This window comes from Amycolatopsis rubida, from assembly GCF_900115345.1.
Lineage (GTDB): Bacteria > Actinomycetota > Actinomycetes > Mycobacteriales > Pseudonocardiaceae > Amycolatopsis > Amycolatopsis rubida.
Map to the genome: position 1 here is coordinate 24,391 of NZ_FOWC01000020.1, position 26,115 is coordinate 50,505.

Consider the following 26,115-nt stretch of genomic DNA (forward strand, 5'->3'; position numbering starts at 1 on the left):
TCGCGCCTTCGCGGGCGTCGCGCCTTCGCGGGCGTCGCGCCTTCGCGGGCGTCGCGCCTTCGCGGGCGTCGCGTGTCTCGGCAGGAGGCAGAACCCCCGCAGGCGCGGTGACAGGAGCGCCTGAAGTTGTCCCTGGCCGATGGGCGCGGTCTGGTCGGTGTGGGCGTGCGCGAGCAGAGAGTCACGCGGCCCGGGCGTAGCGAGACTGCGCACCGCAGCTACTGAGAAACCCTCCATGGGACCGGGGAAGCCAACCGCCGGGGAGGAGACGCTGGATCTGCGGGGCTCGCACCTGACCGAGGTCCCGTCAGGGGAGAGCCGGGGATCGGCGGTCTCGGGAAGCTGGTCTTGAAGGGCGACGTCCTGCGGGCGCTGAACGTCCGCCAGGCCCGCCTCGTCCGGTGGCTGGAGCGGCTGGGGGAGACGGCGAGCCTCCGGAGGGGGGCGCACGCTCTGCCTGTGCCCGGAGCACCTGGCCTTCTCCCGCGGCCCCGCGTGAGCGGTCTTGCTCCGTTCGGTGCGACCCCGCGCACACCGGCTGTGCAAACCAGGCGATAGCGGACACATCGGGCTCCGGTTCGATTGACTGCGGACCAGCGCCGCCGTACCGTGCTGCTCGCGCGACGGCTTCCCGAAGCCGGTGGGATTCCGGCACGGTCGCGCCACTGTGTGCCCATCCCGGGCGAGTCAGGTCGAGGAGCCGTCGTCGAGGTCCACCCGCAAGGGACGCGTCATCCCGAAGGAGAGCCATGGCCACCATTCCGGCCGATCGGTCCACCCCGGTCGTCTTGCCCGTGTCGAAAGCCGTGCTGCTGCTCGGCGCGACCGTCGTCGGCGCGCTCTTGCTGTACTACTTCATCGGCGTCGACCAGGGCGCGGTCTCGATCTTCGGCAGCGACACGCACGTGCACGAGTTCGTCCACGACGCGCGGCACTTCCTCGGCTTCCCCTGCCACTGACGCGCGCGGAACGGACAACCGAACAATGCAGAACAAGCTGATTCTGCGCGGCCTCCTCGCCGGAGCGCTGGGCGGAGTGCTGGCGTTCGTCTTCGCGCGGATCTTCGCCGAGCCGGCGATCCAGGCCGCCATCGACTACGAATCCGGCCGCGACGAGGCGCAGACGGCGCTCGACAAGGCCGCCGGGCTGCCGGTCGAGCCCGAGGGGCACGAGGTCTTCAGCCGCGCGGTGCAGGGCAACCTCGGCATCGGGCTCGGGATGGTGCTCTTCGGCGTGGCCATGGGCCTGCTGTTCGCCGTCGTGTACACCGTGCTGCTGGGCCGCGTCGGCCGGATCCGCGCGCGGGTGCTGGCGGTGCTCGTGGCCGGGGCCGGATTCCTGTCGCTGTACCTCGTGCCGTTCCTGAAGTACCCGGCCAACCCGCCGGCGATCGGGCACGAGGCGACCATCGGCGCGCGCACCGGGCTGTACCTGACGATGGTCGTCGCGTCGGTGGTTTTCCTGGTCGCGGCCGTCGTCGCGGGCAAGCGGCTCGCGCCGAGACTGGGCAACTGGAACGCGACACTCGTGGCGGGCGCCGGGTTCGTGGTGCTGTGCGCGCTGCTGATGGCGCTGCTGCCGTCGCTCGGGTCGCTGGCCTCCAACGTCGCCGAGTACGGCCCGCAGGCCAGCGAAACCCCGTTGCCGCTCAAGGGTCCCGACGGCCAGATCGTGTACCCGGGGTTCCCTGCCGACACGCTCGCCGGGTTCCGGCTCTGCTCGGTGCTGGCGCAGGTCATCCTGTGGGGGACCATCGCGCTCGTGTTCGGCCCGCTCGCCGAACGCGTGCTCGACCGCGGGCGCGCGGTTACCGTCGAGGCGTGAACCCGCTGACCGGACTGGGCCCGTTCTTCGCTGTCGACACGCATCCGGCCGGGGAACCGGCCGGGCCGTGGCGTCCGTTGTCCGAGGTCCTCGACGACGGCCCGGTGCTGCGCGAACGCATCGCGCGGAACCGGTCGGTGCTCGGCGGCGATTTCGTGGAACTGCGGGTCGCGGCGTCGATCGCGCATCTCGGGCTGGCGGCTCGGATCATCTCGCCCGCGCTCGGTCTCGCGGTCGGTGCGCGAGCGGTGCCGGACTATTCGACGGCGTGGTGGCAGCCGAAGCTGGGTGGCGCGTTTCCGTTGTCTCTGGCGGAAAAATCGCCGGTCGAGTCCGATGTGGTCAGTGCGTTCGCGGAACGGGTTCTGCGCGGTCCGGTGGCGCGGTTGGACAAGGCGATGGCGCAGTTCTCGCTGGCGCGGAACGTTCGGCGGGGGAACGTGGCGTCGGCGCTGAACGGGGCGGTGACAGTGTTGCGGTCCGAGCGTCCAGAGTGGACTGACCGGGTCTCGGGGATTGTCGCCGCGCTGGAGGAATTGCCGGAGCTTTCCGGAACCGCGACTCGGGAGAACGGGCGGTTCCGTCGTCGCAGCTGCTGTCTTTTCTATCGGGCGGCACCGGATCGCGACGGCCCGAAATGCGGGGATTGCGTGCTCGCCTGAACTGTGCCCGAATGCCGAAAATCTCCCCAGTGAACCTGCGATCGAGATCTGCGCGAGGAACAACTGGACAGGGAGAACATCGGGAGGCCGCCATGCGCAGGTATCGCACCCGCTGGACCTACAGCGCCGGGCTGCTCGTCGCGTGGGGGCTCGTCTTCCTGCTCGCCGGAGTGCTCCGCGGCGGACACGAGGTGCGGGTCGTGCTGCCGGTGTTCGTCGGCTCCTGCATCGGCTGGGCGAGCACGACGATCGCGCGGTACGTGTACCCGTCGCCGAAGAAGTGGCTGAGCTGAACCGCGTCCCAGTCGCCGGGACGGTTGCCGCTGCCAAGCCGTCGTGATCCATAGGCTCGGCCCGGTGTTCAACGAGGGGCACCAGCTCGATCACCTGCCGGAGAACCTGCGCCTCCCCGGTGTCGCGCACGGCGACCGCTGGGCGTGGACCGGCGACGGCGCCCCGCCGTACGAGCAAAGCGTGGCCGGATGGCGCAAGCGCGGACTGTTAACCCCGGGCGTGCGGCGGCCGCTATTGGCGTTCTTCACGCCGGTCCTCGGGTATGTCGCGCCGCGATCCGGCTGTCCCGGCCGAATCGCGGACTGCACGTCACGGTCACCGAGCTGGCCGAACCGCACAGCGGCGAGGCGCACGCGCAGTTCGCGTGGCAGGACCGGACCCGGATTCCCGACCTGCCGACCTGCCGACCTGCCCGGGCGTCGCCGGTGCCTGGACCCGACGTTGGACATCGGCTCCGGAGCGGGCCGCACGCCGGGTTCGCTGCTGTACCTGGACGAGGACCCGGTCGAGGTGAGCCGCGCGATCGCCGAGCGGGTCTTGCCGTCGATCGTCCCGTGGCGGGACTGGTGATCCCCGTGGCGGAGTGGGCCGCGCTGCACGATCTCGTGCACCGTTACACAGCCCGCGTCGACGAGCGGGATTTCGCGGGTGTCGCCCAGTTGTTCGGCGGCGACGGGGTGCTCGTGCTGCCGGATCCGCCGCACGACTTCGGCCCGGTCCGGGAACATCCCAGTCCCGAAGGCGTAGCGGCCGCGTTATCGGTGCTGGATGACGTGCCGCTGACCGCACACGGCATCACCGGCGTTGTCTTCGACCCCGGCGGCAATCCCGCCGCGCGAGGACGGATCACCTGCGTCGCCCACCACGTCGGCCCGCGCGACGGCCGATTCGCCGACGCGGTGTGGCACCGGCACTACCTCGACCGCTACGCGAAGACCGGCGGAGGATGGCGGTTCGCGCGCCGCGAGGCGCACCTCGATCTGCTCGACACCCGGGAGGTCCGCGCGACCCGCCTCGGCCGGTGACCTGCGCCGAGTCACCCGAACGGGCGGACCCGCCGGGGGCGGCGGCGTGACGGGTTTGCCCGGAAACTGCGTAAGGTCGAAGCCATGTCAGGGGACGACGGCCTGCTCACGCAGGACAGCACGCGCGGGCTCACCGCGGCCGAGGTGGCCGAGCGGGTCGCCGCGGGACGGACCAACGACGTGCCCTCGCGCACGAGCCGCAGCGCGTGGGAGATCGTCCGGTCGAATGTCTTCACCCGGATCAACGCGATCTTCGCGGTGCTCGCGGTCATCATCTTCTCCACCGGCTACCTGCTGGACGGGCTGTTCGCCGGGGTGATCGTGGCGAACAGCGTCGTCGGCATCGTGCAGGAGCTGCGCGCCAAGCGAACGCTGGACCGGCTCGCGATCGTCGGCCAGGTGCGCCCGCGCGTCCGCCGCGACGGGGTCAGCAGCGAGCTGGCCCCGGAGGAGGTCGTGGCCGACGACGTGATCGAGGTCGGCGCGGGCGATCAGGTGGTGGTCGACGGCGAGGTGCTGGCGGCGGACGCGCTCGAGGTCGACGAATCGCTGCTCACCGGCGAGTCGGATCCGGTGGTGAAGCGCGCGGGCGACCCGATCATGTCCGGCAGTTTCGTGGTGGCCGGGAACGGCGCGTACCGGGCGACGAAGGTGGGCTCGGAGGCGTACGCGGCGAAGCTGGCCGAGGAGGCGGGCCGGTTCACGCTGGTCGATTCGGAGCTGCGGAACGGGATCAACAAGATCCTGAAGGTCATCACCTATCTGCTGGTCCCGGCGGGCGCGCTGTCGATCTACAACCAGCTTTCCGGTTCGCAGCGGCTGCCCGACGCGCTGCGCGGGATGGTCGCGGCGCTCGTCCCGATGGTCCCGGAGGGCCTGATCCTGCTGACGTCGGTCGCGTTCGCGGTCGGCGTGATCCGGCTGGGGCGGCGGCAGTGCCTGGTCAACGAGCTGCCCGCGATCGAGGGCCTGGCCCGGGTGGACGTCGTCTGCGCGGACAAGACCGGCACGCTCACCGAGAACACGATGCGGCTGTCCGAGCTGCGGCGGCTGCACGAAGCGGGCGAGGCGCCGGAGACGGTGCTGGCCGCGCTCGCCGCCGCCGACCCGCGGCCGAACGCCAGCCTGGTCGCGATCGCCGAGGGCTGCCCGGCCGCGCCGGACTGGAGGCCGACCGCCGTGGTGCCGTTCTCCTCGGCCCGGAAGTGGAGCGGCGCGGCGTTCGGTGAGCACGGCGACTGGGTGCTCGGCGCGCCGGACGTGTTGCTGCCCGCCGAATCGGAGGAACGCGCGGAAGCGGAACGGATCGGCGCGCAGGGCCTGCGGGTGCTGCTGCTCGGCCGGGCCGCGAACGCGGTCGACGCGCCGGACGGGCCGGGCAGGGTCACGCCGGTGGCGCTGGCCGTGCTGGAGCAGAAGATCCGCGGCGACGCGCGCGAAACGCTGGACTACTTCGCCGCCCAAGGCGTCGCGGTGAAACTGATTTCGGGCGACAACGCGGTGTCGGTCGGCGGCGTGGCCCGCGCGCTGGACCTGCCCGGCGGCGAAGCCCCGGTCGACGCGCGGACCCTGTCCGAAGATCCCGGGGAGTTGGCTTCGCAGCTTGAAGGGACCGCGGTGTTCGGCCGGGCGACTCCGGCGCAGAAGCGGGCGATGGTCGCCGCGTTGCAGGCTCGTGGGCATACCGTCGCGATGACCGGCGACGGGGTCAACGACGTGCTCGCGCTGAAGGACGCCGACGTCGGCGTCGCGATGGGCGCGGGCAGCCCGGCGACCCGTTCGGTCGCGCAGATCGTGTTGCTGGACAACGCTTTCGCGACCCTGCCGCAGGTCGTCGGCGAGGGCCGCCGGGTGATCGGCAACATCGAACGCGTCGCGAACCTGTTCCTCACCAAGACCGTGTACTCGGTGCTGCTGGCGCTGATCGTCGGCGTGCCCGGGCTGATCGGCCTGGACGCGATGCCGTATCCGTTCCTGCCCCGGCATGTCACGATCGTCGGCTGGTTCACCATCGGCCTGCCCGCGTTCGTGTTGTCGCTGGCCCCTAACAACGACCGCGCGCGCCCCGGATTCGTCGGCCGGGTGCTGCGGATGGCGGTTCCGGCCGGGGTGGTGATCGGGGCCGCGTCGTTCGTGTCGTACATCCTGGTCCACCCGGGCCACGCGACCACCGGCACCGCGCAGGTGCAGGCGAGTACTACGGCGTTGATGACGTTGATGGCGCTGGCGTTGTGGGTGCTGGCAGTGGTCGCGCGGCCGTATACGTGGTGGAAGGCGGCGCTGGTCGCGACGATGGCGGTGGTGTCGGCGCTGATGTTCCTGCTGCCGTGGACGCGGGAGATCTTCCAGCTGGACCCGAGCAACACGGGGTACACGCTGATCGCGGTGATCTGCGCGGCGGCGGGAGTGGTGCTGATCGAGATCGGCCGCTGGATCGGAACCCGGATCGGCACTCGCTGAAGGTCCGTGCGGGGAACCCGGAGGGAATCAGAGTCCCCCGCACGGACCGAGGGGTCAGCTGAACGAGACGGGGATGAACACGTCGAAGGACCGGTCGGCGGACCCGAGGTGGTCGCGCCGGCTGACGACGGCGCAGGTCACGGTCGCGCAGTCGAGATTGGTGCTGGCCTGCTTGACCCGGATCCGCGCGCTGAAGCCGCCGCTGGAGTCGATCGGGGTCGAGGCGCTGCCGCCGACCGGGCTGTTCGTCACCCAGGCCGAGGGGCCGACCCCGGTGCTGCCCTGGCCGTCGCCGCCGGCGCACGGGCTCGGGACCTGGCCGTAGCTGTAGTCGTCGGGGACCTGGCACAGCGCGAGGTAGTAGCCCTTCGCCGGGTCGTAGCCGGAACCGGTGACGGTGATCGTTTCCCCGGCCGCAGCGAGGCCGGTGGCGTTGGACGCGGTGAGCGTGTGCCCGTTGTGGGTCGCGGTGCCGGAAGCGGCCGACGCGGCTCCCGCGGCGCCGAGCAGCAGGCCGACGACCGCGGCCGGCACCAGGCCGAGCACGGCGCGTCTCTGCCGCTTGCGGCGGATCTGGGCGGCGGCTGAGCGGTCTGCGGGGGAGATGTGCTGAGACATCGGGGAAGCGCTCCTTAGTTCCGTGGAATACCGAGACCGCTGTCGGGTGGGGAGAAATCCGTTCGGGGGACACGAGAAGCGCCGAGGAACACGCTCCGAAATGAGGAACACCGGCAGCTTACCCAAAACTCACTCGATATGGTAAGCCTAACCTAACAACTTGAAGTGAGGGTCGCCTCAGTCGCGCGGCCGGCTTGCCGAAGGGGAGGGGCGCGGTGCGCTGGAGTCGAGTCGTCCGGTCCGGGAGATGGGCCGCGGGGGTGTGCGCGGCACTCGTCGTGACCGCTTGCGGCGGGCAGGGGGCGGCACCGCCGCAAGTCCCCGCGGCGGTGCCGGGCCAAACGCCGTTGGCACAGGTGAAACCGCTTGCCGACCCCCGCGGCTACACCGGCCCGACCACCGCCGTCGTGGCACAGCCGGACATCCAGCCGGTGGCGCCGGAACCGAAGCCCGCGCTTCCGGTGACAGTCACGGATTTCCAGGGAACGAAGGTGACGGTCTCCGACGCGAGCCGGATCCTGGCGTTCGACATGTCCGGCACGCTCGCCGCGACGGTGTTCGGCCTCGGGCTCGGCGACCGGGTGATCGGCCGGGACGTGTCCACCGGCTTCCCCGGTTCGGAAAAGCTCCCGGTGATCACCGCGAACGGCCACCAGCTCAACGGCGAAGCGATCATGGCGCTGAAACCGACCGTGGTGCTCACCGACACGTCGATCGGCCCGTGGAACGTGGTGCTGCAACTGCGCGACGCGCACGTGCCGGTCGTCGTGGTGGACTCGAAGCGCTCGATGGACAACACCCGCGAGCTGGTCGGCAGCGTCGCCGCCGCGCTCGGCGTCCCCGCGGCGGGGAAACAGCTGGCCGACCGCATCGACGGCCAGATCGCGCGGAAGAAAGCCGAAATCGCGCACCTGGTCCCCGCGGATCCGGCGAAGCGGCCGCGCGTGGCGTTCCTCTACGTCCGCGGGCAGGCGGGCGTCTACTACATGTTCGGCAAGGGCAGCGGCGTCGAGTCGATCCTTTCCGCGCTCGGCGTCGTGGACGTGGCGGCCGAGGCGGGCATCGACGGCATGCGGCCGATCAACCCGGAGGCGCTGAGCCGGGCGCGGCCGGATCTCGTGCTGATGATGACGAAGGGCCTGGAGTCGGTCGGCGGCGTCGACGGCGCGCTGGCGATTCCCGGCCTCGCGCAGACCCCGGCCGCGAAGAAGCGCCGGTTCGTCGACCTGAGCGACTACCAGATCCTCAGTTTCGGCCCGTTGACCGCGTCCGTGCTCGACGCGCTGGCCCGTGCGGTCTACGCGCCGGATTCGGTCAAGGCGGCGAAATGAGCGCGGTCCAGGAGAAACCCGTCGCGGTGCTGCCGGAGCCCGGCCTCCGGAGACGTCCGCTGCGCGTCACGGTGCTGTTCGCCGTGCTCGTCGCCGGACTGCTCGCGGTGGCGCTGGTTTCGGCGGCGGCCGGGCAGTACGGGATCCCGGTTCCGGACGTGCTCGGCTCGATCCTGCACCGGATCGGGATCGGCTCCGCTCCGGCGGGCATGGACAGCTACGCCGAAGGCACGCTGTGGCAGGTCCGGTTCCCTCGGGTGGTGCTGTCGCTGATCGTCGGCGGCGTGCTGGGCGTGTGCGGCGCGCTGATGCAGGGCGTTTTCGGCAATCCGCTGGCCGAACCCGGAGTCGTGGGAGTGTCGTCCGGGGCCGCGGTCGGCGCCTGTCTGTCCATTGTGGGCGGTTGGACTTTCCTCGGCACGTTCACCACGCCCGCGCTCGCCTTCGCCACCGGACTGGCCACGGTCCTGACGGTGTATCTGCTCGCCCGGTCGAAGGGCCGGACCGAGGTCGTCACGCTGATCCTGACCGGAGTGGCGGTGAACGCCGTGGCCGGGGCGGCGATCGCGTTCCTCGTCTTCCTCGGCGACCAGAGCGCGCGCGAGCAGATCGTGTTCTGGCAGCTGGGTTCGATGGCGTCGAGCCGCTGGCCGTACGTGTACACCGTCGCGCCGCTGGCGGTGGCGAGCGTACTCGTCGCGCTGGTGCTGGCGCGCAAGCTCGACCTGCTTTCGCTGGGGGACCGGCAGGCCCGGCACGTCGGCGTCAACGTCGAATCGCTGCGGCTGACCGCGGTCCTGGTGGTCGCGGTCGCGGTGTCCGCGGCGGTGTCGTACTCGGGGATCATCGGGTTCGTGGGGCTGGTCGTGCCGCACCTGATCCGGATGATCGCCGGTCCGGGCCACCGGGTGCTGCTGCCGGCGAGCGCGCTCGGCGGCGCGGTGCTCCTGTCGCTGGCCGATCTGCTCGCCCGCACGCTGTTCCCGTTCGCCGATCTCCCGATCGGCATCCTCACCGCGCTGGTCGGCGGGCCGTTCTTCTTCGTTCTGCTGTTGCGCACCAGGAAAAGCTCCGGAGGATGGGCATGAGCACAGTCGTGCGCCTTCCGCTCGACCGGCGCGGCCCGGGCATCGAACCGCTGGCCGCGGTGCGGCAGGCCACTGTCCGGGCGGGCGGTCGCGCGCTGCTCGACGCGGTGGACCTGGAAGCGCGCGCCGGGGAGGTGCTCGCGGTCGTCGGGCCGAACGGCGCGGGCAAGACCACGCTGCTGTCCGTGCTGGCAGGCGATCTCGCCCCGGACGCGGGCGCCGCGACGGTTGCCGGGCGTCCGGCGGGCCAGTGGCGGACGGTGGAGCTGGCCCGGCGCCGGGCCGTGCTGCCGCAGCAGAATCCGCTGTCTTTCCCGTTCACCGTCGGGGAAGTGGTCGCGATGGGCCGGGCGCCCTGGCGGGGGACCGAGTCGCAGGACCGGGACGAGGAGATCGTCGCGACGGTGCTCGCCGAAACCGACGTGGCCGATCTCGCCGGACGCCGGTACCCCACGCTGTCCGGCGGCGAGCAGGCCCGGGTGGCGCTCGCCAGGGTCCTCGCGCAGGACACCGAACTGGTGCTGCTGGACGAGCCGACCGCTTCGCTGGACCTGCGCCATCAGGAGGACGTGCTCCGGCTCGTCGGCGCGAAGGCCGCCGGGGGAGCCGGAGTGGTGCTGGTGCTGCACGACCTGACTCTCGCGGCGGCCTACGCCGACCGGATCGCGGTGCTCGACGAGGGCAAGCTCGCCGCGGTCGGGCCGCCCGAGCAGGTGTGCACGGCCGGACTGCTGAGCGAGGTGTACCGCTGCGCGGTCGAGATCGTCCCCCATCCCGGCAGCGGCAAACCGATCGTCCTGCCCCGACGCGACTGAAGGAAAACCCGATGAGCATCCGTTTCCGCGCGGCCGTCGCCGTGCTCGCCGCCGGCGCGGCGGCCGGCCTGGTTCCGGTCCCGGCCTCGGCGGCGGGCGCGAGCGTCCGGCTGTCGCCCGCCGCCGCCGATCCCGACTACGCGACCGTGCTCACCCTGCGCGGCACCGGTTTCCAGTCGATTCCCAAGGGCCACGGCGGGATTTACGTCCTGTTCGGCACCGTGTCCGGCGACCGGTGGCGGCCGAGCCAGGGCGGGGCCACCGGGACGACCTACCGGTACGTCCAGGACAGCGAAACCAAGGACAACAACGGCTATCAGCGGTTCGTGGCCTTCCCCGGCGGCGACACCGCCTACGCGGCCAACGGCGGCACCATCGCGCCGGACGGGACCTGGTCGGCCAAACTGGTCGTGCCGGGCGCGCGGTTCCCGGCCGCCGACCGCACCGGCAAAGCGACCACAGTGGACTGTTCGACGGTGCAATGCGGGGTGATCACCGTCGGTGCGCACGGCGTGGTCAATCCGGAGAACGAGACGTTCACCCCGGTCACGTTCGCCGTGCCGGGCGCGCGCAAACCGGCGGTGCCGAAAACCGCCGCGCCGCCTCCTGCTTCTTCGCCGCCGCCGCCGCCGTCGTCCTCCGCAGCCAAACCCGCACCGGCAGTCACCGCGGCGATGCACGAGGCCCGCGCTGGCGACAAGGTGCCGGTCACCGGTCGCGGGTTCGCGCCGAACGAGCGGATCTCCGTGGTCCTGCACTCCGATCCCGTCTCGCTGCCGGACGCGAAAGCCGACGCGAACGGCGTATTCGCTTATGTCGCTTCGCTTCCGGACGGGCTTCCGCCAGGCGAGCACCGGATCGCGTTCACCGGAGCGACTTCGGCGACGGAAGTGTCGGCACCGCTTTCCGTCGCCGCGCCTCCGGTCGCGGCGGCGCAGAACGCCGCACCGGCGGCGGAGCCGAGCGGCTGGCCGGTCTGGGCGACCGTCGTGTTCGCCGTCGCCGCGGTCCTGGTGCTGGCCGTGGCCGGATTCCTGCTGTGGCGGCGGGCGCGTTCCCGTGCCGCCGCGAACAGCTGACCGCATTCTCTCCCCAGGAAAGGCAATCAGTTGATGAAGAAGAACAGACCCGGTGCGAGACGGTGGCTTCGCCGGACCCTGACCGTCGCCGTGAGCGCGGCTCTGGTCCTGGCGACCGGCAGTGCCGGAATCGCCGGTGCCGACGCCGGGCCTTCGTTGACCGTCACGCCGTCGACCGATCTGGCTCCCGACGGGAGCACGGAAATCACCATCAAGGGCACCGGTTTCCGCCCGGACGGCAACGGCGGCAACGGTTACGGCCTCCGCATCGGCCCGGCACTGTCCACGTTGAAGGACCCGGGCACGGCGAACGGTTACCAGCTCGCCCGGCTGGTCAAGAAGGGCGCCGTCGGCAACCAGGTCCCGCTCGGCGACGACGGGTCCTTTTCGTACAAAGCCAAAGTGAAAGCTGTCTACGACGGCAGCGACGGCCGCAACCACGACGCGGCCGCGGAGCCGTTCTCGGTCTACACCTTCGCTTGGCGCGGCGACGACAGCTCCTTCGACACCGCGACGCCGATCCGGTTCCGCGGCACCGTCGACCCGCCGCCGCCCACCGGAGACGGAAAACCAGGTCTCTATTGGGGCTTCAAGCTTTCCTGGCGCAACTACCTCAAGAACTTCGCCGGGACCACGACGCCGCAAGGCGGCGCGATCCTCGACCCGAGTGACAAGTTCTCCGATCCGAAGCCGTACGTGTGGCCGCTCGAAAGCGCCGACTACGACGCGTCGACGAGCACCGGAACGGTTCGTTACCGCGGCGCGGTGCACTTCGCGATGCCCGCGCATTTCATCTGGGACATCGGGCTCGCCGATCCGGTGGTCACCTTCACCGGACCGGGCAAGGCGACCCTCGGCATGACGGTGAACTACAAGTTCTACGGCACCCAGGACAAACCGGAGAAGGTGCAGCCGCCGACGAAGGCGGTCATCGCGAACCTCGACGTCAGCGGGCCCGCCGCGCAGACTGCGGACGCGGCGGTCGCGAAAATCGCCAAAGCCACGCTCACCGACGCGGGAGCCGCTTCGTTCAACGGGTTCTACAACGCAGGCGCTGAACTGGACACCGGCGACATCGTCTTCCCCGGAAAAGCCGGTCCGGCGGTCCCGGCCATCACGGTCGCTCCGGCGTCGGTCGCGCAGGGCGGGTCCGTGCAGGTGACCGGCACCGGTTTCACCGCGGGCGAAGACGTGGCCCTCAGCCTGCGCGGGCAACCGGCCGGCAGCGCGAAGGCCGATGCCTCCGGCGGCTTCACCGCCGCCGTGGCGGTGCCCGCGGAACTGGCGCCCGGCGAGTACTCGGTCGCCGCGGCCGGATCGGTGTCGAAAGCCTCGGCGGCCGCGAAGATCACGGTGACCGCGCGGAACGTTCCGCCGCCCGCCGAGGGCTGCACGCTGACCCCGCAGAACGCGACCAAGGGCGATCTGCTGTGGGGCTTCAAAAAGAGCTTCCGGGAATACGTCGGCACCAGTCTCACCGGTGGCCCGGCGAAGGGCAACAGCATCACCGCCGGAGACGGCGCGGAGATCACCGGCACCGACCGGGCGGTCGCCGACGGCGTGCCGGACCCGGACGGAATCCCCACCGGCGCCTACCGGTTCCCGGCGAAGGCCGTCCGCTACGCGTCACCGTCCGACTTTTCCGTGCAGTACCAAGGCAAAGTCACTTTCGCCTACCCGGCGCACTTCTTCACGATGATCCTCGCCAACCCGGCGGTCACCGTGTCCGGGGAGACCGGCGTGCTCAAGGCGGACGTCCGGCTCGTCGCGCAGCCCGGCGCGCCCGCCTCGTCGGTGGACCTGCCGCAGGCGACGCTGGCGAAGCTGACCCTGTCGGGCGCGCAGCGGCAGCCGGGGGAGGGAACCCTGCTCGTCAGCGGAATCGGCGCGAAACTGGCCAGTTCGGACGCGTTCGCCGGGTTCTACCAGACCGGTGCCGAACTGGACCCGGCGACGGTCGGCATCGCGGCTTCGTGCGCCGCTCCGCCCCCTCTCGGCGGCGACGCTTCCGGCACGGGCGGCACCGGCGGCGGTTCCGGCCAGGACTTGGTGCCGCCGCTGAAATTCCGCCCCGAAAGCGACACGGGAGCGCTGGCTTCCACCGGCGCGGACGCCTGGCCGCCGCTGTATCTGGGCTTGTCGCTGCTGCTCGGCGGCGCCGCGCTGGTGTTCGTCGCGCAGACCCGGCGCAAGGCGAAGAGCTAAGCGGCCAGCCCCGCGGGGAAAGCGCGTGAGGGCCGCCCTGAGGGAATCAGATTCCCTCAGGGCGGCCCTCACGGACCTTGGGACGGAGGTGGGTTAGTCGCGGGGAGCGACCAGTCGTTTCCCGGACCACAGCAGCACGGTGCTCAGCCCGTAGCTGGCCAGGTGCCCGAGGCTGATCCCGGCCCCCTGCAGCAGGTGTTTCGCCCGCCCCGGCGGCACATGCGTGCCGGTGACCGCGCTCGCGACCGCGATCGGCAGGGCCGGTGCGATGAACGGCGCGGACCAGCGCGGATAGGCAGTGCGGCCGGTGGCCACCGCGGCGGTGGCGAGGGCGGACGCGGCCACGGTCGCGATTCCGAAGGGCCAGTAGACGATCCCGATGGCGCGGCCGAACGCGGCGGCCTGATCCAGCATCCGCCGCTTGGCCGGTTCGCTCACCGGGGCCAGGTCCTCGGCCGCCTTGTACGCCTCGGCCCAATGAAAGAAGGTGCCGTGGATGAACGCCGGGGTCGTCCAGGCCGCGGCCAGCACCGCCGCCGGTGCGAACGCCCGGGCGCGGCCGGCTGGTGCGAGACCCTGGTAGAGATGCCACGCGGCGGCGAGGTACAGCGGCGAGCCGAACACGCCGCTGAGCGCGCCGGCGGTGAGCCGGGTCGTGGAAGCCGGCAGCATCGCGCCGACCTTGGTGTCCACCTCCGGTTCGGCGAGGATCGGATGCCGGTCGGGTTCGACTTTCGAGCCGAGCAGGAGCACGTCGCCGAGTGCGTACAGCGCGGATCCGGCGACGCCGGCCAGTCCGGCCCAGCGGACGAGCCGGGTGTGCCGGGGCGCCCGTTTCCGGGGACGAAGGGATGCCATCGCGGCCTTCTTCCGTTTCGGGGGCGGGAATTCAGCCCAGGGTGAAAAGATTGATCTTGTAGGTGTTGATCAGCGGCGGCAGGAGCCGCGCGAGCAGCGGCAGGCCGTACCGGTAGCGCGCGGGCCAGGTGCGCGCCAGTTCCGGTTGCGGCGTCGCGAAAGTGCGGCTCTCCTCCAGCCGGAGGCCCCATTCCTCCAGCCGGCGCGGATCGTCGCATTCCCACTGCATGCGGGCGGTGAGCGTCTTGAAAACGGGGTTGCGGTCCTGGTTGCGCATCATCGCGCGGCCGCCGGTGTCGAAGGCGAAACCGCTGCCGGGGAACCGGTCGGCGAGCCGGTGGACCACCTCGCGCACCTGGTCTTCGGCGAGGTACAGCAGCACCGCCTCGCTCACGAAGAAGTACGGGCCCGCTGTCCCGGCGACCTGGTCGAGCCACTCCGGGTCGAGCACCGAAGCGGAGATCGTCGTGACCCGGCCGGAGTCGGCGAAGAACTCCCGGCGCAACGCGACGGTGTCCGGCAGGTCCAGGTCGAACCAGTGCATCCGGTCGGTGCCGAGCCGCTGCGCGCGGGTGTTGAGCCCGGTGCCCAGTTCGACGACCGTCCCGGCCGGATGCGCGGACAGGAACCGCCGCACCCAGCCGTCGAAGATCGCGCTCCGCAGCACCGATCCGGACAGCGCGGGGCCCCGGAACTTCGCGAAGTCGTAGTCGATGCGCTCGACCAGTTCGGCCGCCTTCGCGTCGCCCAGCACCGGATGACGCTTTTTCGCGTCCAAAGCACGTCCGTACAACGGAATCAGGAGAGTCTCCTGCACCGCGCCCAGTTCCACCGGTTTTCCCATCGCCGCCCCCCTCGTTCCGATAGTTAGGGCAACCTAACTTCTGCGGCACGGCCGCGTCAACGGTCTTGACGCAAGGTTAGCCAACCCTTAGTTTTACCGGGTAACTAACCCGGGGCGAAGGAGAGCGAATGGCGGCATCGGCAGGCGGACGGCCCGCCCGGATCGCGGTGCCGGACATCCTGGCGGCGGGCCGCGAACTCGGGATGCGCCGGTTGAGCGTGAAGGCGGTCGCGGTGCGGCTGGGGGTCACCGCGACCGCGCTGTACCGGCACGTCGACGGCCGGTGGGGGCTGGAGCGGCTGGTCGGCGAGGACATCCTGGCGCAGCTGCGGCTGCCCGACGATCCGGCGCACGGCACGGAGGCGCACCTGGTGTCGTTCGCGATGCGGCTGCGCGAGTTCGTGCTCGACCATCCGGGCCTCGCCGGCTACCTCCAGGTGCTGTTCCCGCGAGGGGACGGCGGGCAGCGCCTGCTCGCCGCGGAGGTCGAGGCGCTGGGGCGGCGCGGTTACGCGGCGGACGCGGCGATCGTGCTCAGCAGCGCGGTCGCTTCGCTGACGATCGCGATGGCGGCCTCGGAGGAAAACAGCATCGCGGCCGAGACCGCGGACGGCGACGGACTGGAGCGGGAACGCGCTGCGGTGTGGCAGCGGCTGTCGCGGGACGACCGGCTGGGGCCCGCGCACGCGATGCTGCCCCGGCCGTCGCGGCCGGAGTACGTGCGGCTGCTGCTCACCGCGTCGATCCGCGGTCTGGTGGCGGCGTGCCCGCCGGGCCGTCCGGTGGCGGAGATGGTGGCCGAACTGGCCGGGATCGGGGAGAACTGATGGCCAGAGGTTTCCAGGGCGCGGTGTTGCGCGGGTTCGGCGCGCGCGACCACGAGGCGACCGTGCTCGGCACCGAGGAACTCGCGCCGCATTTCGTGCGGATCCGGTTCTCCTCGCCGACGTTGTTCGAGGACGTGACCGCCGAGCCGACCGCGTGGCTGCGGTTCTGGTTCCCGGACCCCGGCGGCGGACCGGCCGAGCACCAGCGCGCCTACACGCTGTCCGAGGCGGATCCGGCGGCCGGGACCTTCGCGGTCGACGTGGTGCTGCACGAACCGGCCGGACCGGCGTCGCAGTGGGCGCGCCGGGCCCGTCCGGGCACGACGGTCCCGGTGGTGTCGCTCGGTTCGACGCGGTTCGAGGTGCCCGCGGACCGGCCTGCCGGATACCTGCTGCTCGGCGACGCCGCGTCGATCCCCGCGGTCAACAGCATTCTCGCGGTGCTCCCGGCCGATCTGCCGGTGGAGCTGTACCTCGAACAGCACACCGGCGACGACCTGCTGATCCCGCTGGGCGAGCACCCGATGCTGCGCGTGCACTGGGTGCCGCGCCGGGACGCCACGACGCTCGCGGACGCGATCGAAGCACGCGACTGGTCGGACTGGCACGCCTGGCTCGCCACCGAATCGGGCACGCTGAAGCACGCGCGCACCAGGTTGCGGGAGGCGTTCGGGTTCCCGAAGGCGGAGGTGCACGGCCGGGCGTACTGGTACTACGGCCGCGCGATGGGCACCTTCCGGTCCGGAAAGGACGGAGACCAGCCGGAAACCGCGGTGCCGCAAGCAGAACCGGCCTCCGGGGAAGACCAGCCGACGGAAACTCCGCAACGGACTCCGATGCGCGGACGATGGCAGGCGCAGGCGGCCGGGCGGTTGCTGGCCCCGCTGCGCCGCACCCTGATCTTCGCCGGGATCGTGCAGGCCGTGGTCACGCTGCTGCGGCTCGCGCCGTTTGTGCTGCTGGCGGAGCTGGCGCGGCTGGTGCTCGCGCACGCCGCGCCGGAACGGCTGTGGACGGTCGGAATCCTGGCGGTCGTCTTGCTGGCAGCCGGCGCGCTGCTGGAATCGGCGGTGATGGGCTGGCTGCACGCGGTCGACGCCCGGTTCGCGCGGGAACTGCGGCAGCGGCTGCTCGGCAAGCTCGCGCGGCTGCCGCTCGGCTGGTTCTCCGCGCGCGGCTCCGGGGCGGTCGGCAAACTGGTACAGGGCGACACCCTGGCGCTGCACCAACTGGTGACGCACGCGGTCCCGGACGCGGTGGCCGCGGCCGTGGCACCGCTGGCTGTGCTCGGCTACCTGTTCTCGGTGGACTGGCGGCTCGCGCTGGTGCTGCTCGGCCCGATCCTCGTCTACGTCGTGACGACCGCGGTGATGCTGGTGCAGTCGGGCAGCAAGACCGGGCAGGCCCAGCGATGGGCCGAACGGATGGCCGGGGAAGCGGCGGGCTATCTGGAGGGCCAGCCGGTGGTCCGGGTGTTCGGCGGGGCGGCGGCCTCGGCGTTCCGCCGCAGGCTGGACGAGTACGTTTCCTTCCTCGGCGCCTGGCAGCGGCCGTTCGTCGGCAAGAAGACACTGCTGGACTTCGCCACCCGGCCGGCCACCTTCCTGCTGCTGATCGCGGCGGTCGGCACCGCGCTGGTGCTGGGCGGGACCGATCCCTCGGCGCTCGTGCCGTTCCTGGTGCTGGGCACCACGTTCGGCGCGCGGCTGCTGGGCATCGGCTACGGACTCTCCGGCGTCCGCGACGGGGTGCTCGCCGCGCGCCGGATTCAGGTCGTGCTCGACGAACCGGAACTGGACGTGCGCGAGCTGCCCGCGGCCGCCGTTACCGCACCGGGTACGGTAGAGCTGGACCAGGTGGATTTCGCTTACCGCGCAGGGGTTCCGGTGCTGCGGGACGTGTCCCTGCGGCTGACGCCCGGCACGGTGACCGCGCTGGTCGGCCCGTCCGGTTCGGGCAAGTCGACGCTCGCCGCGCTCGTCGCGCGCTTTCACGACGTGACCGCGGGCGCGATCCGGGTCGACGGCCGGGACCTGCGCAGCCTCCCCTCGGACGAGCTGTACCGGCGGATCGGCTTCGTACTGCAAGAAACCCAGCTCGTGCACGCTTCGGTCCGCGACAACATCGCGCTCGCGGTACCGGACGCGACCGGCGAACAGATCGAGGCGGCGGCCCGGGCCGCGCAGATCCACGACCGGATCACCCGGTTGCCGGAGGGATACCGCACCGTGCTCGGCCCCGGCGCCCCGTTGTCCGGCGGCGAAAGCCAGCGGCTCGCGATCGCCCGCGCGCTGCTGGCCGATCCGCCGGTCCTGGTGCTGGACGAAGCGACCGCGTTCGCCGACCCGGAGTCGGAGTATCTCGTCCAGCGGGCGCTCGATCGGCTCACCGCCGGGCGGACCGTGCTGGTCATCGCGCACCGGCTGTACACCGTTTCGGGCGCCGACCGCATCGTGGTGCTCGACCACGGCCGGATCGCGGAATCCGGGACGCACGAGGAGCTTCTGGCCGCCGATGGTCGTTACGCGCGGCTGTGGCGCGCGGGCGGCGCCGCGGTCGTGGCCGAGGCAGCTCGATGACTCGCCCGCCGCACGCAGGACTCGCACCGGAGGCCGCTCGATGATCCGCACCCTGCTCCGCCTGATCCCCGCCGGCTCCCGCCCCGTCCTGCGCCGGTACGCCGTCCTGACCGTCGTCTCGGTTCTGCTGCGCGCCGCGGGTTCGGTGTTGCTCGTCCCGTTCGTCGCCGCCCTGTTCGGCTCCGATCCGGCGGACTCGGTGCCGTGGCTGGCGGCGCTCGCCGTCGCCACCGCGGCGGGGTGGGCGGTCGACGCGGCGGTCCACCGGCTCGGGTTCGACCTCGGGTTCGCCGTCCTGGACGACGCCCAGCACCAGGTCGCCGACCGGCTCGCCCGGGTCCGGCTGGCCTGGTTCGGCCCGGACACCACCGCGACCGCGCGGCAGGCGATCGCCGCCACCGGCCCGGATCTGGTCGGGCTGATCGGTTACCTGGTGACGCCGCTGGCCGGCGCGGTCCTGCTGCCGATCGCGCTCGGGCTGGCGCTGCTGCCGATCGCCTGGCCGCTCGGCGCGGCCGCGCTGGCGGGCGTTCCGGTGCTGCTCGGGGCCTGGTGGGCGAGCGGCCGCATCGCGCGCCGGGCCGACCGCGCCGCCGAGGAAGCCAACACCGCCTTCGGGGAGCGGATCGTCGAGTTCGCGCGCACCCAGCAGGCGTTGCGCGCGGCCCGCCGGGCGGAACCAGCCCGCAGTCACGCGGGCGCGGCGCTCGCCGCGCAGCACAGCGCGACGCTGCGGGTGCTGCGGATGCAGGTCCCCGGGCAGATCTTGTTCAGCGTGGCCACGCAATGCGCGCTGATCCTGCTCGCCGGGGTGACTGTCCTGCTCGCCGCGCGCGGAGACCTGAGCGCGCCCGAGACGATCGCGCTGATCGTTGTCGTCGCGCGCTACCTCGAACCGTTCGCCGCGCTCGCCGACCTCGCTCCGGGGCTGGAGAACGCTGCGCTGACTCTAGGTCGGGTCAGGACCGTGCTCACCGCGCCGCTCGCCCGGTCCGGAGCGGCGGCGAAACCGGAATCGAGCGGCGGGGCCCGGGTGCGGCTGGCGTCGGCGGGCTTCCGCTATTCGCCGGAGGCCGAACCTGTGCTCGACGGGTTCGACCTGGTCCTCGAACCGGGCACGACGACCGCGATCGTCGGCCCGTCCGGTTCGGGCAAGAGCACCGTGCTCGCCCTGCTCGCCGGGCTGCGGGAGCCGACCGCCGGGCAGGTGCTGGCCGACGGCGCCGACCTCGCCGAACTGTCCGCGGAGGACCGCCGCGCGCTGGTCAGTTTCGTGTTCCAGCAGCCGTATCTGTTCGACGGCACAGTGCGGGAGAACATCCTGGCAGGCGACCCGGACGCGGACGAAGAGCGGCTCGCCGAGGCCATCGGACTGTCCCGAGTGGACGAACTGCTGGCCCGGCTGCCCGAGCGCGACCGCACTCCGGTCGGGGAAGCGGGCACCGCGCTTTCCGGGGGCGAACGGCAACGGGTCTCCATCGCCCGCGCCCTGCTCAAACCGGCGCCGCTGCTGCTGGTGGACGAAGCGACCAGCGCGCTCGACACCGAGAACGAGGCCGCGGTCGTCCGCGCGCTCAGCGCCGATCCGGTTCCGCGGACGCGAGTCATCGTGACGCACCGGGTCGCGGCGATGCGCTACGCCGACCGGGTCGTGTTCCTTGAGGACGGACGTATCGTGGAAGACGGCTCGGTGGACGAACTTCTCGCCAGGCGGGGCCGGTTCGCCCAGTTCTGGCAGCAGCAGCTCGACCGCACGCGCTGGCGTCTCGCCGCCGCGCCTTCCGCACCGCCGGAGTAGCCGCCGGTGCGGGTGACGCTCTGGCGCGGCTTACCCGAGCCGGGCCGTGATCGCCGGACGCTCGGTCGGTCCGCTGTTCACATTCGTCCGGCGATGCCACTGCAAGCGGTCGTCGCCGAACTCGATGGTGACCGTGTCGTGGAACGGCGATTCCACGAAGTACCACTCCAGCACCAGTTCACCGGGAGAACGCCACTGCGCGGCGGCGAGGACCCGCGTCGATTCGGCCTGGTACGAGTGGTGCAGCTGCCAGGTGGTGACCCCAGTGTCCGACTCGACCCAAGTGGACAGTCCACAACGGACCGAGTGGCGGCCGCGAGCGTCGTCCAGGGTCACGACTAACGCCTCGTCGTCCACAGTGAACGAGATCGCCGAGAGCCCGTCCTCATTGGACTCGCATTCGTATCGCTGGCCGTCCAGCGCAACGGAGGTCGGCGAAAGCTCCGGAGCGGTGTAAGTCAGGTCGGCGGCCAGTGCGGCATCGGCCACAGTGGACGGTGCGCCGTCGAACGCCGGGACCAGCAAGTCGTGCACCAGCCCGGACAGCAGCCGGTGCTTGCCGTGCGTGATGCTGCCGGTGGTGACGATCACCGCGTCGTGCCGGGGGAGTACGAAGACGTCCTGGCCGAACATCCCGGACGCCCGATAGCCGCCGTCGGCGTCGAGCCACAACTGATAGCCGTAGCCTTCCGGCCGCTCGCCGGAGTCGGCGGAGGACGGGACGAACTCGGTGCCGTTCCAGCTTCCGGCGTCGGCGTTCTGGACGTGCCAGGCAGTGGCTTCGCGCACCCACCCCTCGGGCAGGATTCGATCGCCCTGCCAGATTCCGTCGTGCAGGTGCAGCACGCCCCACTTCAAGAAGTCGATGCTGCGCAGGCTCAGGCCGTTCCCGCCGGAGCAGATGCCTTCCGGGTCGGTGTCCCAGGTGTGCCCGGCGAAACCGAGCGGCTCGAACAACCGTGGCCGCAAGTAGTCGTAAACAGACTGGCCGGACGTCCGTTGCACGATGGCGGACAGCAGGTGCGACGTCGCGCTGGAGTAGGTGAATGCCTTGCCCGGCGGCAGATCCACGGGAGTGCGCAGGTATTCCCGCACCCAGCTGCTCTTCAGCAGCCGCCAGGTTTTGCCGGACAGGCCCACGCGGTGGCCGGTCCGCATGGTCAGCAGGTCTTCGACGGTGATCGCGCGCAAGTGCTCCGACGCGTCGGGCGGCACGAGTTCCGGGAAGAACGAAACCAGGCGATCGTCCAGTCGCACCAAGCCTTCGTCGAGCGCGAAGCCGATCGCCGTGCCGACAAAGGACTTCGTCGCCGAATGTGTCGTATGCGGACGGTCCGCGCGGTAGGGCCACCAGTAGTGCTCGAACGCCAGCTTGCCCGACCGGTAGACGAGCAGGCTGTCGAGCGAGATGCCGTCGGCGGTCAGCCGCTGCAGGAAGCCGCGCACGCGGTGGGCGTCGAGGCCCGCGTCGGACGGGGCGGCGGAGGGGAAAGCAGAGGTCACGAAGGCTCCCGGACGAGTGTTTTCTTGCGGTTGGCGAGTCGTTCGGCGACCCGCGAGAGGGTGATGTTGACGACGATGTAGAGCAGCCCGGCCCCGACGTAGGCCTGGATGAAATCGCCGCTGAACTCGCCGAGCACCTTGCCGTTGTTCAGCAGTTCGGCGATGCCGACGACGTAGCCGAGGCTGGATTCCTTGATGACCCGCACGGTCTGGCTGATCAGGGCGGGCGCGAGCGCGCGGGCCGCCTGCGGGAGCACGACGAACGTCATGACCTCCCAGTGCCGCAGGCCGATCGCATGCCCGGCTTCGCTCTGCCCCCGGCCCACCGCGAGGATCCCGGCCCGCACGATCTCGGCGAAGATCGCCCCGGCGTGCGCGACGATCGCCAGCACCAGCTGCCAGAAGATCGGCACCCGGACGCCGAGGAGCGGCAGCCCGAACATGAAGAAGAACAGGATCAGCAGCAGCGGCATCGCGCGGAAGAACTCGATCACCGCGGCCGACGGCCAGCTCAGCCACCGCTTCCGGCTCAACCGGCCCAGCGCGAGCAGCACCCCGATCGCGACCGACAGCACCGTGGACACGACGCCGACCAGCAGCGTCATCGCCAGGCCCTGCAAGAGGAATCGGAGCATCGCGCCGTCGGCGAGGATCGCCCAGCGGGCCGGGTCGAGCTGGCCGGAGGCGCCGAGCTTGACCAGCACGAGGGCCAGCAGCCCGAGCAGCACGATGCCGCAGAGGATCGAAACCGTGCGCAGCCGGGCCTTGGCTTTCGGGCCGAGCGCGTCGAAGAGGATGTCGTCGTTCACCGGAGCACCCGGACCTTTCGCTCGATGAGCCGCACGACCCCGCTGACCGCCAGGTTGATCACGAGATAGCCGCAGGCCGCGACGGCGAAGGCCAGGATCGGCTCGGCGGTCTCGAGGTTGAACGAGCGGGTTTCCAGGGTCAGTTCGTCCACTCCGACCGCCGCGCCGAGCGCCGACCCGAGTGCGACGTTGATCAGGATCGTGCCCAGCGGCTGTACCATCGCGCGGAATGCCTGCGGCAGCAGGACATCCAGCACGACCCGGTGGAACGGCAGCCCGATCGCCCTGGCCGCCTCGACCTGGCCGCGATCCACCGCACGGATGCCCGAGCGGATGGTTTCGCAGACATACGCGGCGAAGTAGACGCCCAGCGCGAGCACCAGACACCAGAACAACGGAATCAACACGCCTGCGTCGGGCAGCCCGAAGATGATCAGCACGGCGATCAGCAGCAACGGCGAGTTGCGGACGAGATCGACATACAACCGGCCGGCGACCCGCAGCGGCCGGACCGGGCTGATCCGGCAGATCGCGACGAGGCAGCCGAGAACGAGCGCGAGCGGGAAGGCACACGCGGTGAGCAGCAAAGTGGTGGTGAAACCGCCGAGGATTTCCCCGGCGTGACCGGAAAGCACGGGTGGTCTCCCTTCAGGAGCCGGGGACAGAGCCGGGCTCGGGCGGCTCGGGAGCGGGACCGGACACGAGCGGGCCGACGGTCTGCTCCCACAGCCGCCGCCAGCTTCCGTCGGCGGCGATGCGGTGCAGGAAACCGACGACGATCTGCTTGAACGCCGGATCGTCCTTCGGCAGGCCGATCCCGAACGGGCTGCTGCCGTACGTCGCGGGCGTCATCCGCAGTCGCGCGTCGACTGCCGCTTTGCCGAGCAGGATCGCGGTGTTCGCCGACCACGCTTGGACCCGGCCCTGCCGGACGGCGGCGGCGCACTGGCTCGATTCCTCGAACACCACCGCACGCGCCTGCGGGCACGCCTTCTGCAGCGCTTCCTGCGCCGCGCCCGGCTGTACCGCGACGTCTTTGCCAGACAGGTCGCGCACGGCGGTGACCTGCGGACCGTCTGCCGCGGTGACGATGCCGGAGCGCGCGATGTAGTACGGCCCGGCGAAGGAGACGAGCCGCGCCCGGCTTTTGCTGATCGTGTAGGTACAGACGGCGACATCGACGGATTGGTTCTGCAGGATCGCCTCGCGCGTGTCGGCGCCGCCGGTGATGGTGTCCACCTCGGGCGTGCCGAGCAGGTACTTGGCCAGCAGCTGGGCGATCCCGATGTCGAATCCGGTGATCTTGCCGGTCGCCGGGTTCATCATGCCGAACCCCGGCGTGGTCACCGAACCGGATTGCCGCAGGACACCTTGGTCGCGGATCCGGCGCAGCGTGGGCGTTTCCGGCAAGTCGGTGCCGACCGGTCCGCGCGCGACGGCGTCGGCCTGGTCAAGCGTGGCGTACGCGGGATTGCCTGCCGTTCGAGTGGTTCCGCCGCCGCAGGACGCGAGAAGCGGGACCGTGCCGGCGGCGAGCAGCGCGGTCCGGCGGGAGAGGAGAGCGGACATGAGAGCCTCCAGGCTCAGTGGCTGAGCACACGGGCGAGGAAATCGCGCGCGCGTTCGGTCTGCGGCGAGCCGAAGAAGTCCTCCGGCGCGGCGGATTCGGCGATCCGGCCCTCAGCCATGAACACGACGCGGTCGGCGGCCTTGCGGGCGAAGCCCATCTCGTGGGTCACCACGATCATGGTCATGCCTTCGGCGGCGAGCGCGGTCATCACGTCGAGCACCTCGTGGATCATCTCGGGGTCGAGCGCGCTGGTCGGTTCGTCGAACAGCAGCACGCGCGGCTCCATCGCCAGCGCGCGGGCGATCGCGACCCGCTGCTGCTGGCCGCCGGACAACTGCGCCGGGTACTTGTCGCCGTGCGCGCCGACGCCGACGCGCTCCAGCAGTTCCTCGGCCCGTTTCCGCGCGTCGGCGCGGCTGAGCCCGCGCACCCGGACCGGGCCGAGCATCACGTTGTCCCGCACGGTCTTGTGCGCGAAGAGGTTGAAGGACTGGAACACCATGCCGACGTCGGCACGCAGCCGGGCGAGGTCCGCGCCCTCGGCGGGCAGCGGGCGGCCCTCGATCTCGATCGAGCCCTCGTCCGCGGTCTCCAGCCGGTTGACGCAGCGGCACAGCGTCGATTTCCCGGAGCCGGACGGTCCGATGACCACGACGACTTCGCCGCGCCGGACGTCGAGGTCGATCCCGGTCAGCACCCGGGCCGATCCGAACGACTTGCCGACGCCGCGCAGCCGTACCAGGGGCTGATCTGTGCTCATGAGCGCTCCTCGTCGAGCCGGCGGGGTAGGGTTCGCTACACAACGGAGAACCCTCCGGCAGTTTGTAGTAGCTACTACGTCTAGTCAAGGGTGTCATGTCCACTACTTATCTCGGCGGCGACCAGTTCGACGACCACGTCCGCGCCCGGCTCGACGACCTCAAGCCGGCGGAACGCCAGGTCGCCCGGTTCATGCTGGCCAATCCGAACGAGGTGCTGTTCTCCTCGGCGGGCGATCTCGGCGCGGCGGCCGGGACCAGCGACGCGACCGTGGTCCGCACCGCGAAAGCGCTCGGCTACTCGGGGCTGCCGGAGCTGAAGCGGCACCTCGGCCAGACGTTCACCGCGCGCACCGAGCCGACCGTCCGGCTGAGCGCGGCGATGGAGAACCTCGGGTCGACCGGTTCGCGCCAGATCGACCGGGTGATGGCCGACAGCGCCGAGCGGCTGCAGGAAATGCAGCGCCAGCTCGCGCCGGAAGCGGTCGAGGAGGCGGCGCAACTGCTGCTCGACGCCCGGATGGTGTTCACCTGGGGGCTCGGGCTCTCGTCGGTCTGCGCTGAGTACGCCGCGTTCCGGCTCGCCCGCCGGGGTCTGGTCACGCGGCACTGCGACGACACCGGCTTCCGGCTCGCGGACGCGTTGCTCCCGTTGCGCGCCGAGGACGCGGTGCTGGTGTACGTCCCGGCCCGGCAGAACCGCGACGTCGAGCTGATCCTGCGTTACGCGGAGGAGGTCGGGGCGGCGGTGGTGCTCGTGACGAGCCAGCTGTCCGCGGACCTCGAATCGCGAGTCCGCGTCGTGTTGCCCGCACCGGATTCCCCGACGAAGTTCACCGGCGAAACCCTGACCGCCTCGATCGTCACCGACATCCTCGCGCACACCATCGCGGGCCGGGAGCCGGACCGCGCGAAGGCGACCGCGGACCTGCTCACCCGGCTCCGGGCGGACCTCGGCGAGCGCAAGTAGCCCTCGTGAGTGGTGGTCCCGGTTCTCGCGGCGCCAGCACTCACGAGACCCCCTCCGGTCGTTGCCCGCCGCTGCTGCTGCCCGCTGCCCGCCGCCGTTGCCGCCCGCTGCCGCTGCCCGCTGCCGCCGCTGCCCGCTGCCCCGCCCGCTGCCGCTGCCCGGGCCCGCTGCCGCTGCCGCCGCCGCTACCCGCCGCTA

The 26,115-nt window shown here is 71.3% G+C and carries 24 protein-coding genes; 16 read left to right on the top strand and 8 right to left on the bottom strand.

What is annotated here, in order from left to right; genetic code table 11:
• Positions 1-749: 749 nt before the first annotated feature.
• The 7 genes from BM362_RS41310 to BM362_RS41335 all read left to right on the top strand — a co-directional run bounded on the left by BM362_RS41310 (position 750) and on the right by BM362_RS41335 (position 6,265).
• The gene (locus BM362_RS41310) at positions 750-959 is read left to right on the top strand and encodes a CbtB domain-containing protein (protein WP_067595011.1); all 210 of its coding nucleotides are present in this window, start codon (positions 750-752) and stop codon (positions 957-959) included.
• A 25-nt stretch (positions 960-984) separates the two neighbouring features.
• On the top strand, positions 985-1,824 hold the full coding sequence (locus BM362_RS41315; RefSeq protein WP_067595008.1) for a CbtA family protein: 840 nt from the start codon (positions 985-987) through the stop codon (positions 1,822-1,824).
• Positions 1,821-2,486 (top strand): (2Fe-2S)-binding protein, encoded by a 666-nt coding sequence (locus BM362_RS41320; protein WP_198545669.1) that lies wholly within the window; start codon positions 1,821-1,823, stop codon positions 2,484-2,486. Before BM362_RS41315 ends, BM362_RS41320 begins: the two co-directional genes overlap by 4 nt.
• Positions 2,487-2,578: 92 nt before the next feature.
• Positions 2,579-2,779 (top strand): hypothetical protein, encoded by a 201-nt coding sequence (locus BM362_RS41325; RefSeq protein ID WP_093576850.1) that lies wholly within the window; start codon positions 2,579-2,581, stop codon positions 2,777-2,779.
• Positions 2,780-2,843: 64 nt separating this feature from the next.
• Positions 2,844-3,350 carry a hypothetical protein gene (locus tag BM362_RS48000; RefSeq protein WP_167545634.1) on the top strand — a complete coding sequence of 169 codons (507 nt, stop codon included), beginning with the start codon at positions 2,844-2,846 and terminating at the stop codon, positions 3,348-3,350.
• Positions 3,335-3,805: a nuclear transport factor 2 family protein gene (locus tag BM362_RS41330; RefSeq protein WP_167545635.1), complete on the top strand. Its 471-nt coding sequence runs from the start codon at positions 3,335-3,337 to the stop codon at positions 3,803-3,805. The genes BM362_RS48000 and BM362_RS41330 overlap by 16 nt, the downstream gene beginning before the upstream one ends.
• Positions 3,806-3,889: 84 nt before the next feature.
• On the top strand, positions 3,890-6,265 hold the full coding sequence (locus tag BM362_RS41335) for an HAD-IC family P-type ATPase (protein WP_093576852.1): 2,376 nt from the start codon (positions 3,890-3,892) through the stop codon (positions 6,263-6,265).
• 54 nt (positions 6,266-6,319) lie between these two features.
• On the opposite strand, the gene BM362_RS41340 is transcribed toward BM362_RS41335, so the two are convergent.
• Positions 6,320-6,883 (bottom strand): hypothetical protein, encoded by a 564-nt coding sequence (locus BM362_RS41340; RefSeq protein WP_232792055.1) that lies wholly within the window; start codon positions 6,881-6,883, stop codon positions 6,320-6,322.
• Between the two features lie 356 nt (positions 6,884-7,239).
• Between BM362_RS41340 and BM362_RS41345 the strand changes: the two genes are divergently transcribed.
• The 5 genes from BM362_RS41345 (at position 7,240) to BM362_RS41365 (ending at position 13,401) form a co-directional block, all read left to right on the top strand.
• Entirely contained in the window at positions 7,240-8,214 is a 975-nt protein-coding gene (locus BM362_RS41345) for a heme/hemin ABC transporter substrate-binding protein (RefSeq protein WP_232792054.1), read from the top strand.
• Positions 8,211-9,302 carry a FecCD family ABC transporter permease gene (locus BM362_RS41350; protein WP_067594999.1) on the top strand — a complete coding sequence of 364 codons (1,092 nt, stop codon included), beginning with the start codon at positions 8,211-8,213 and terminating at the stop codon, positions 9,300-9,302. Before BM362_RS41345 ends, BM362_RS41350 begins: the two co-directional genes overlap by 4 nt.
• Entirely contained in the window at positions 9,299-10,117 is an 819-nt protein-coding gene (locus tag BM362_RS41355) for a heme ABC transporter ATP-binding protein (protein ID WP_208865491.1), read from the top strand. Before BM362_RS41350 ends, BM362_RS41355 begins: the two co-directional genes overlap by 4 nt.
• 11 nt (positions 10,118-10,128) lie before the next feature.
• Complete coding sequence (locus BM362_RS41360) at positions 10,129-11,196, top strand: hypothetical protein (protein ID WP_244287451.1); 1,068 nt, start codon at positions 10,129-10,131, stop codon at positions 11,194-11,196.
• A 90-nt stretch (positions 11,197-11,286) separates the two neighbouring features.
• Positions 11,287-13,401 carry an HtaA domain-containing protein gene (locus tag BM362_RS41365; protein WP_167545636.1) on the top strand — a complete coding sequence of 705 codons (2,115 nt, stop codon included), beginning with the start codon at positions 11,287-11,289 and terminating at the stop codon, positions 13,399-13,401.
• A 93-nt stretch (positions 13,402-13,494) separates the two neighbouring features.
• On the opposite strand, the gene BM362_RS41370 is transcribed toward BM362_RS41365, so the two are convergent.
• Positions 13,495-14,259 (bottom strand): DUF6796 family protein, encoded by a 765-nt coding sequence (locus tag BM362_RS41370; protein ID WP_067594990.1) that lies wholly within the window; start codon positions 14,257-14,259, stop codon positions 13,495-13,497.
• Positions 14,260-14,290: 31 nt separating this feature from the next.
• Entirely contained in the window at positions 14,291-15,103 is an 813-nt protein-coding gene (locus tag BM362_RS41375; RefSeq protein WP_093576856.1) for a class I SAM-dependent methyltransferase, read from the bottom strand.
• A gap of 128 nt (positions 15,104-15,231) precedes the next feature.
• Between BM362_RS41375 and BM362_RS41380 the strand changes: the two genes are divergently transcribed.
• The 3 genes from BM362_RS41380 to BM362_RS41390 are packed head-to-tail and all read left to right on the top strand — an operon-like array spanning position 15,232 to position 20,307.
• Positions 15,232-15,930, top strand: coding sequence for a TetR family transcriptional regulator (locus BM362_RS41380; RefSeq protein ID WP_067594984.1), 699 nt, complete (start codon positions 15,232-15,234; stop codon positions 15,928-15,930).
• The gene (locus BM362_RS41385) at positions 15,930-18,509 is read left to right on the top strand and encodes an ABC transporter ATP-binding protein/permease (protein ID WP_093576857.1); all 2,580 of its coding nucleotides are present in this window, start codon (positions 15,930-15,932) and stop codon (positions 18,507-18,509) included. Before BM362_RS41380 ends, BM362_RS41385 begins: the two co-directional genes overlap by 1 nt.
• Before the next feature lie 40 nt (positions 18,510-18,549).
• Positions 18,550-20,307, top strand: a complete 1,758-nt coding sequence (locus BM362_RS41390; RefSeq protein ID WP_093576912.1) for an ABC transporter ATP-binding protein — start codon at positions 18,550-18,552, stop codon at positions 20,305-20,307.
• Between the two features lie 30 nt (positions 20,308-20,337).
• Here BM362_RS41390 and BM362_RS41395 read toward each other — a convergent pair whose 3' ends face one another.
• The 5 genes from BM362_RS41395 to BM362_RS41415 are packed head-to-tail and all read right to left on the bottom strand — an operon-like array spanning position 20,338 to position 24,949.
• Complete coding sequence (locus BM362_RS41395) at positions 20,338-21,810, bottom strand: serine hydrolase domain-containing protein (RefSeq protein WP_093576858.1); 1,473 nt, start codon at positions 21,808-21,810, stop codon at positions 20,338-20,340.
• Positions 21,807-22,619: an amino acid ABC transporter permease gene (locus BM362_RS41400; protein ID WP_067594976.1), complete on the bottom strand. Its 813-nt coding sequence runs from the start codon at positions 22,617-22,619 to the stop codon at positions 21,807-21,809. Before BM362_RS41400 ends, BM362_RS41395 begins: the two co-directional genes overlap by 4 nt.
• Positions 22,616-23,254: an amino acid ABC transporter permease gene (locus tag BM362_RS41405; RefSeq protein ID WP_167545637.1), complete on the bottom strand. Its 639-nt coding sequence runs from the start codon at positions 23,252-23,254 to the stop codon at positions 22,616-22,618. The genes BM362_RS41400 and BM362_RS41405 overlap by 4 nt, the downstream gene beginning before the upstream one ends.
• Before the next feature lie 13 nt (positions 23,255-23,267).
• Positions 23,268-24,188, bottom strand: a complete 921-nt coding sequence (locus tag BM362_RS41410; RefSeq protein WP_093576860.1) for a transporter substrate-binding domain-containing protein — start codon at positions 24,186-24,188, stop codon at positions 23,268-23,270.
• A 14-nt stretch (positions 24,189-24,202) separates the two neighbouring features.
• The gene (locus tag BM362_RS41415) at positions 24,203-24,949 is read right to left on the bottom strand and encodes an amino acid ABC transporter ATP-binding protein (protein WP_067594967.1); all 747 of its coding nucleotides are present in this window, start codon (positions 24,947-24,949) and stop codon (positions 24,203-24,205) included.
• A gap of 95 nt (positions 24,950-25,044) precedes the next feature.
• Between BM362_RS41415 and BM362_RS41420 the strand changes: the two genes are divergently transcribed.
• Positions 25,045-25,917 carry a MurR/RpiR family transcriptional regulator gene (locus BM362_RS41420; protein ID WP_093576861.1) on the top strand — a complete coding sequence of 291 codons (873 nt, stop codon included), beginning with the start codon at positions 25,045-25,047 and terminating at the stop codon, positions 25,915-25,917.
• The last annotated feature ends 198 nt before the right edge of the window (positions 25,918-26,115 follow it).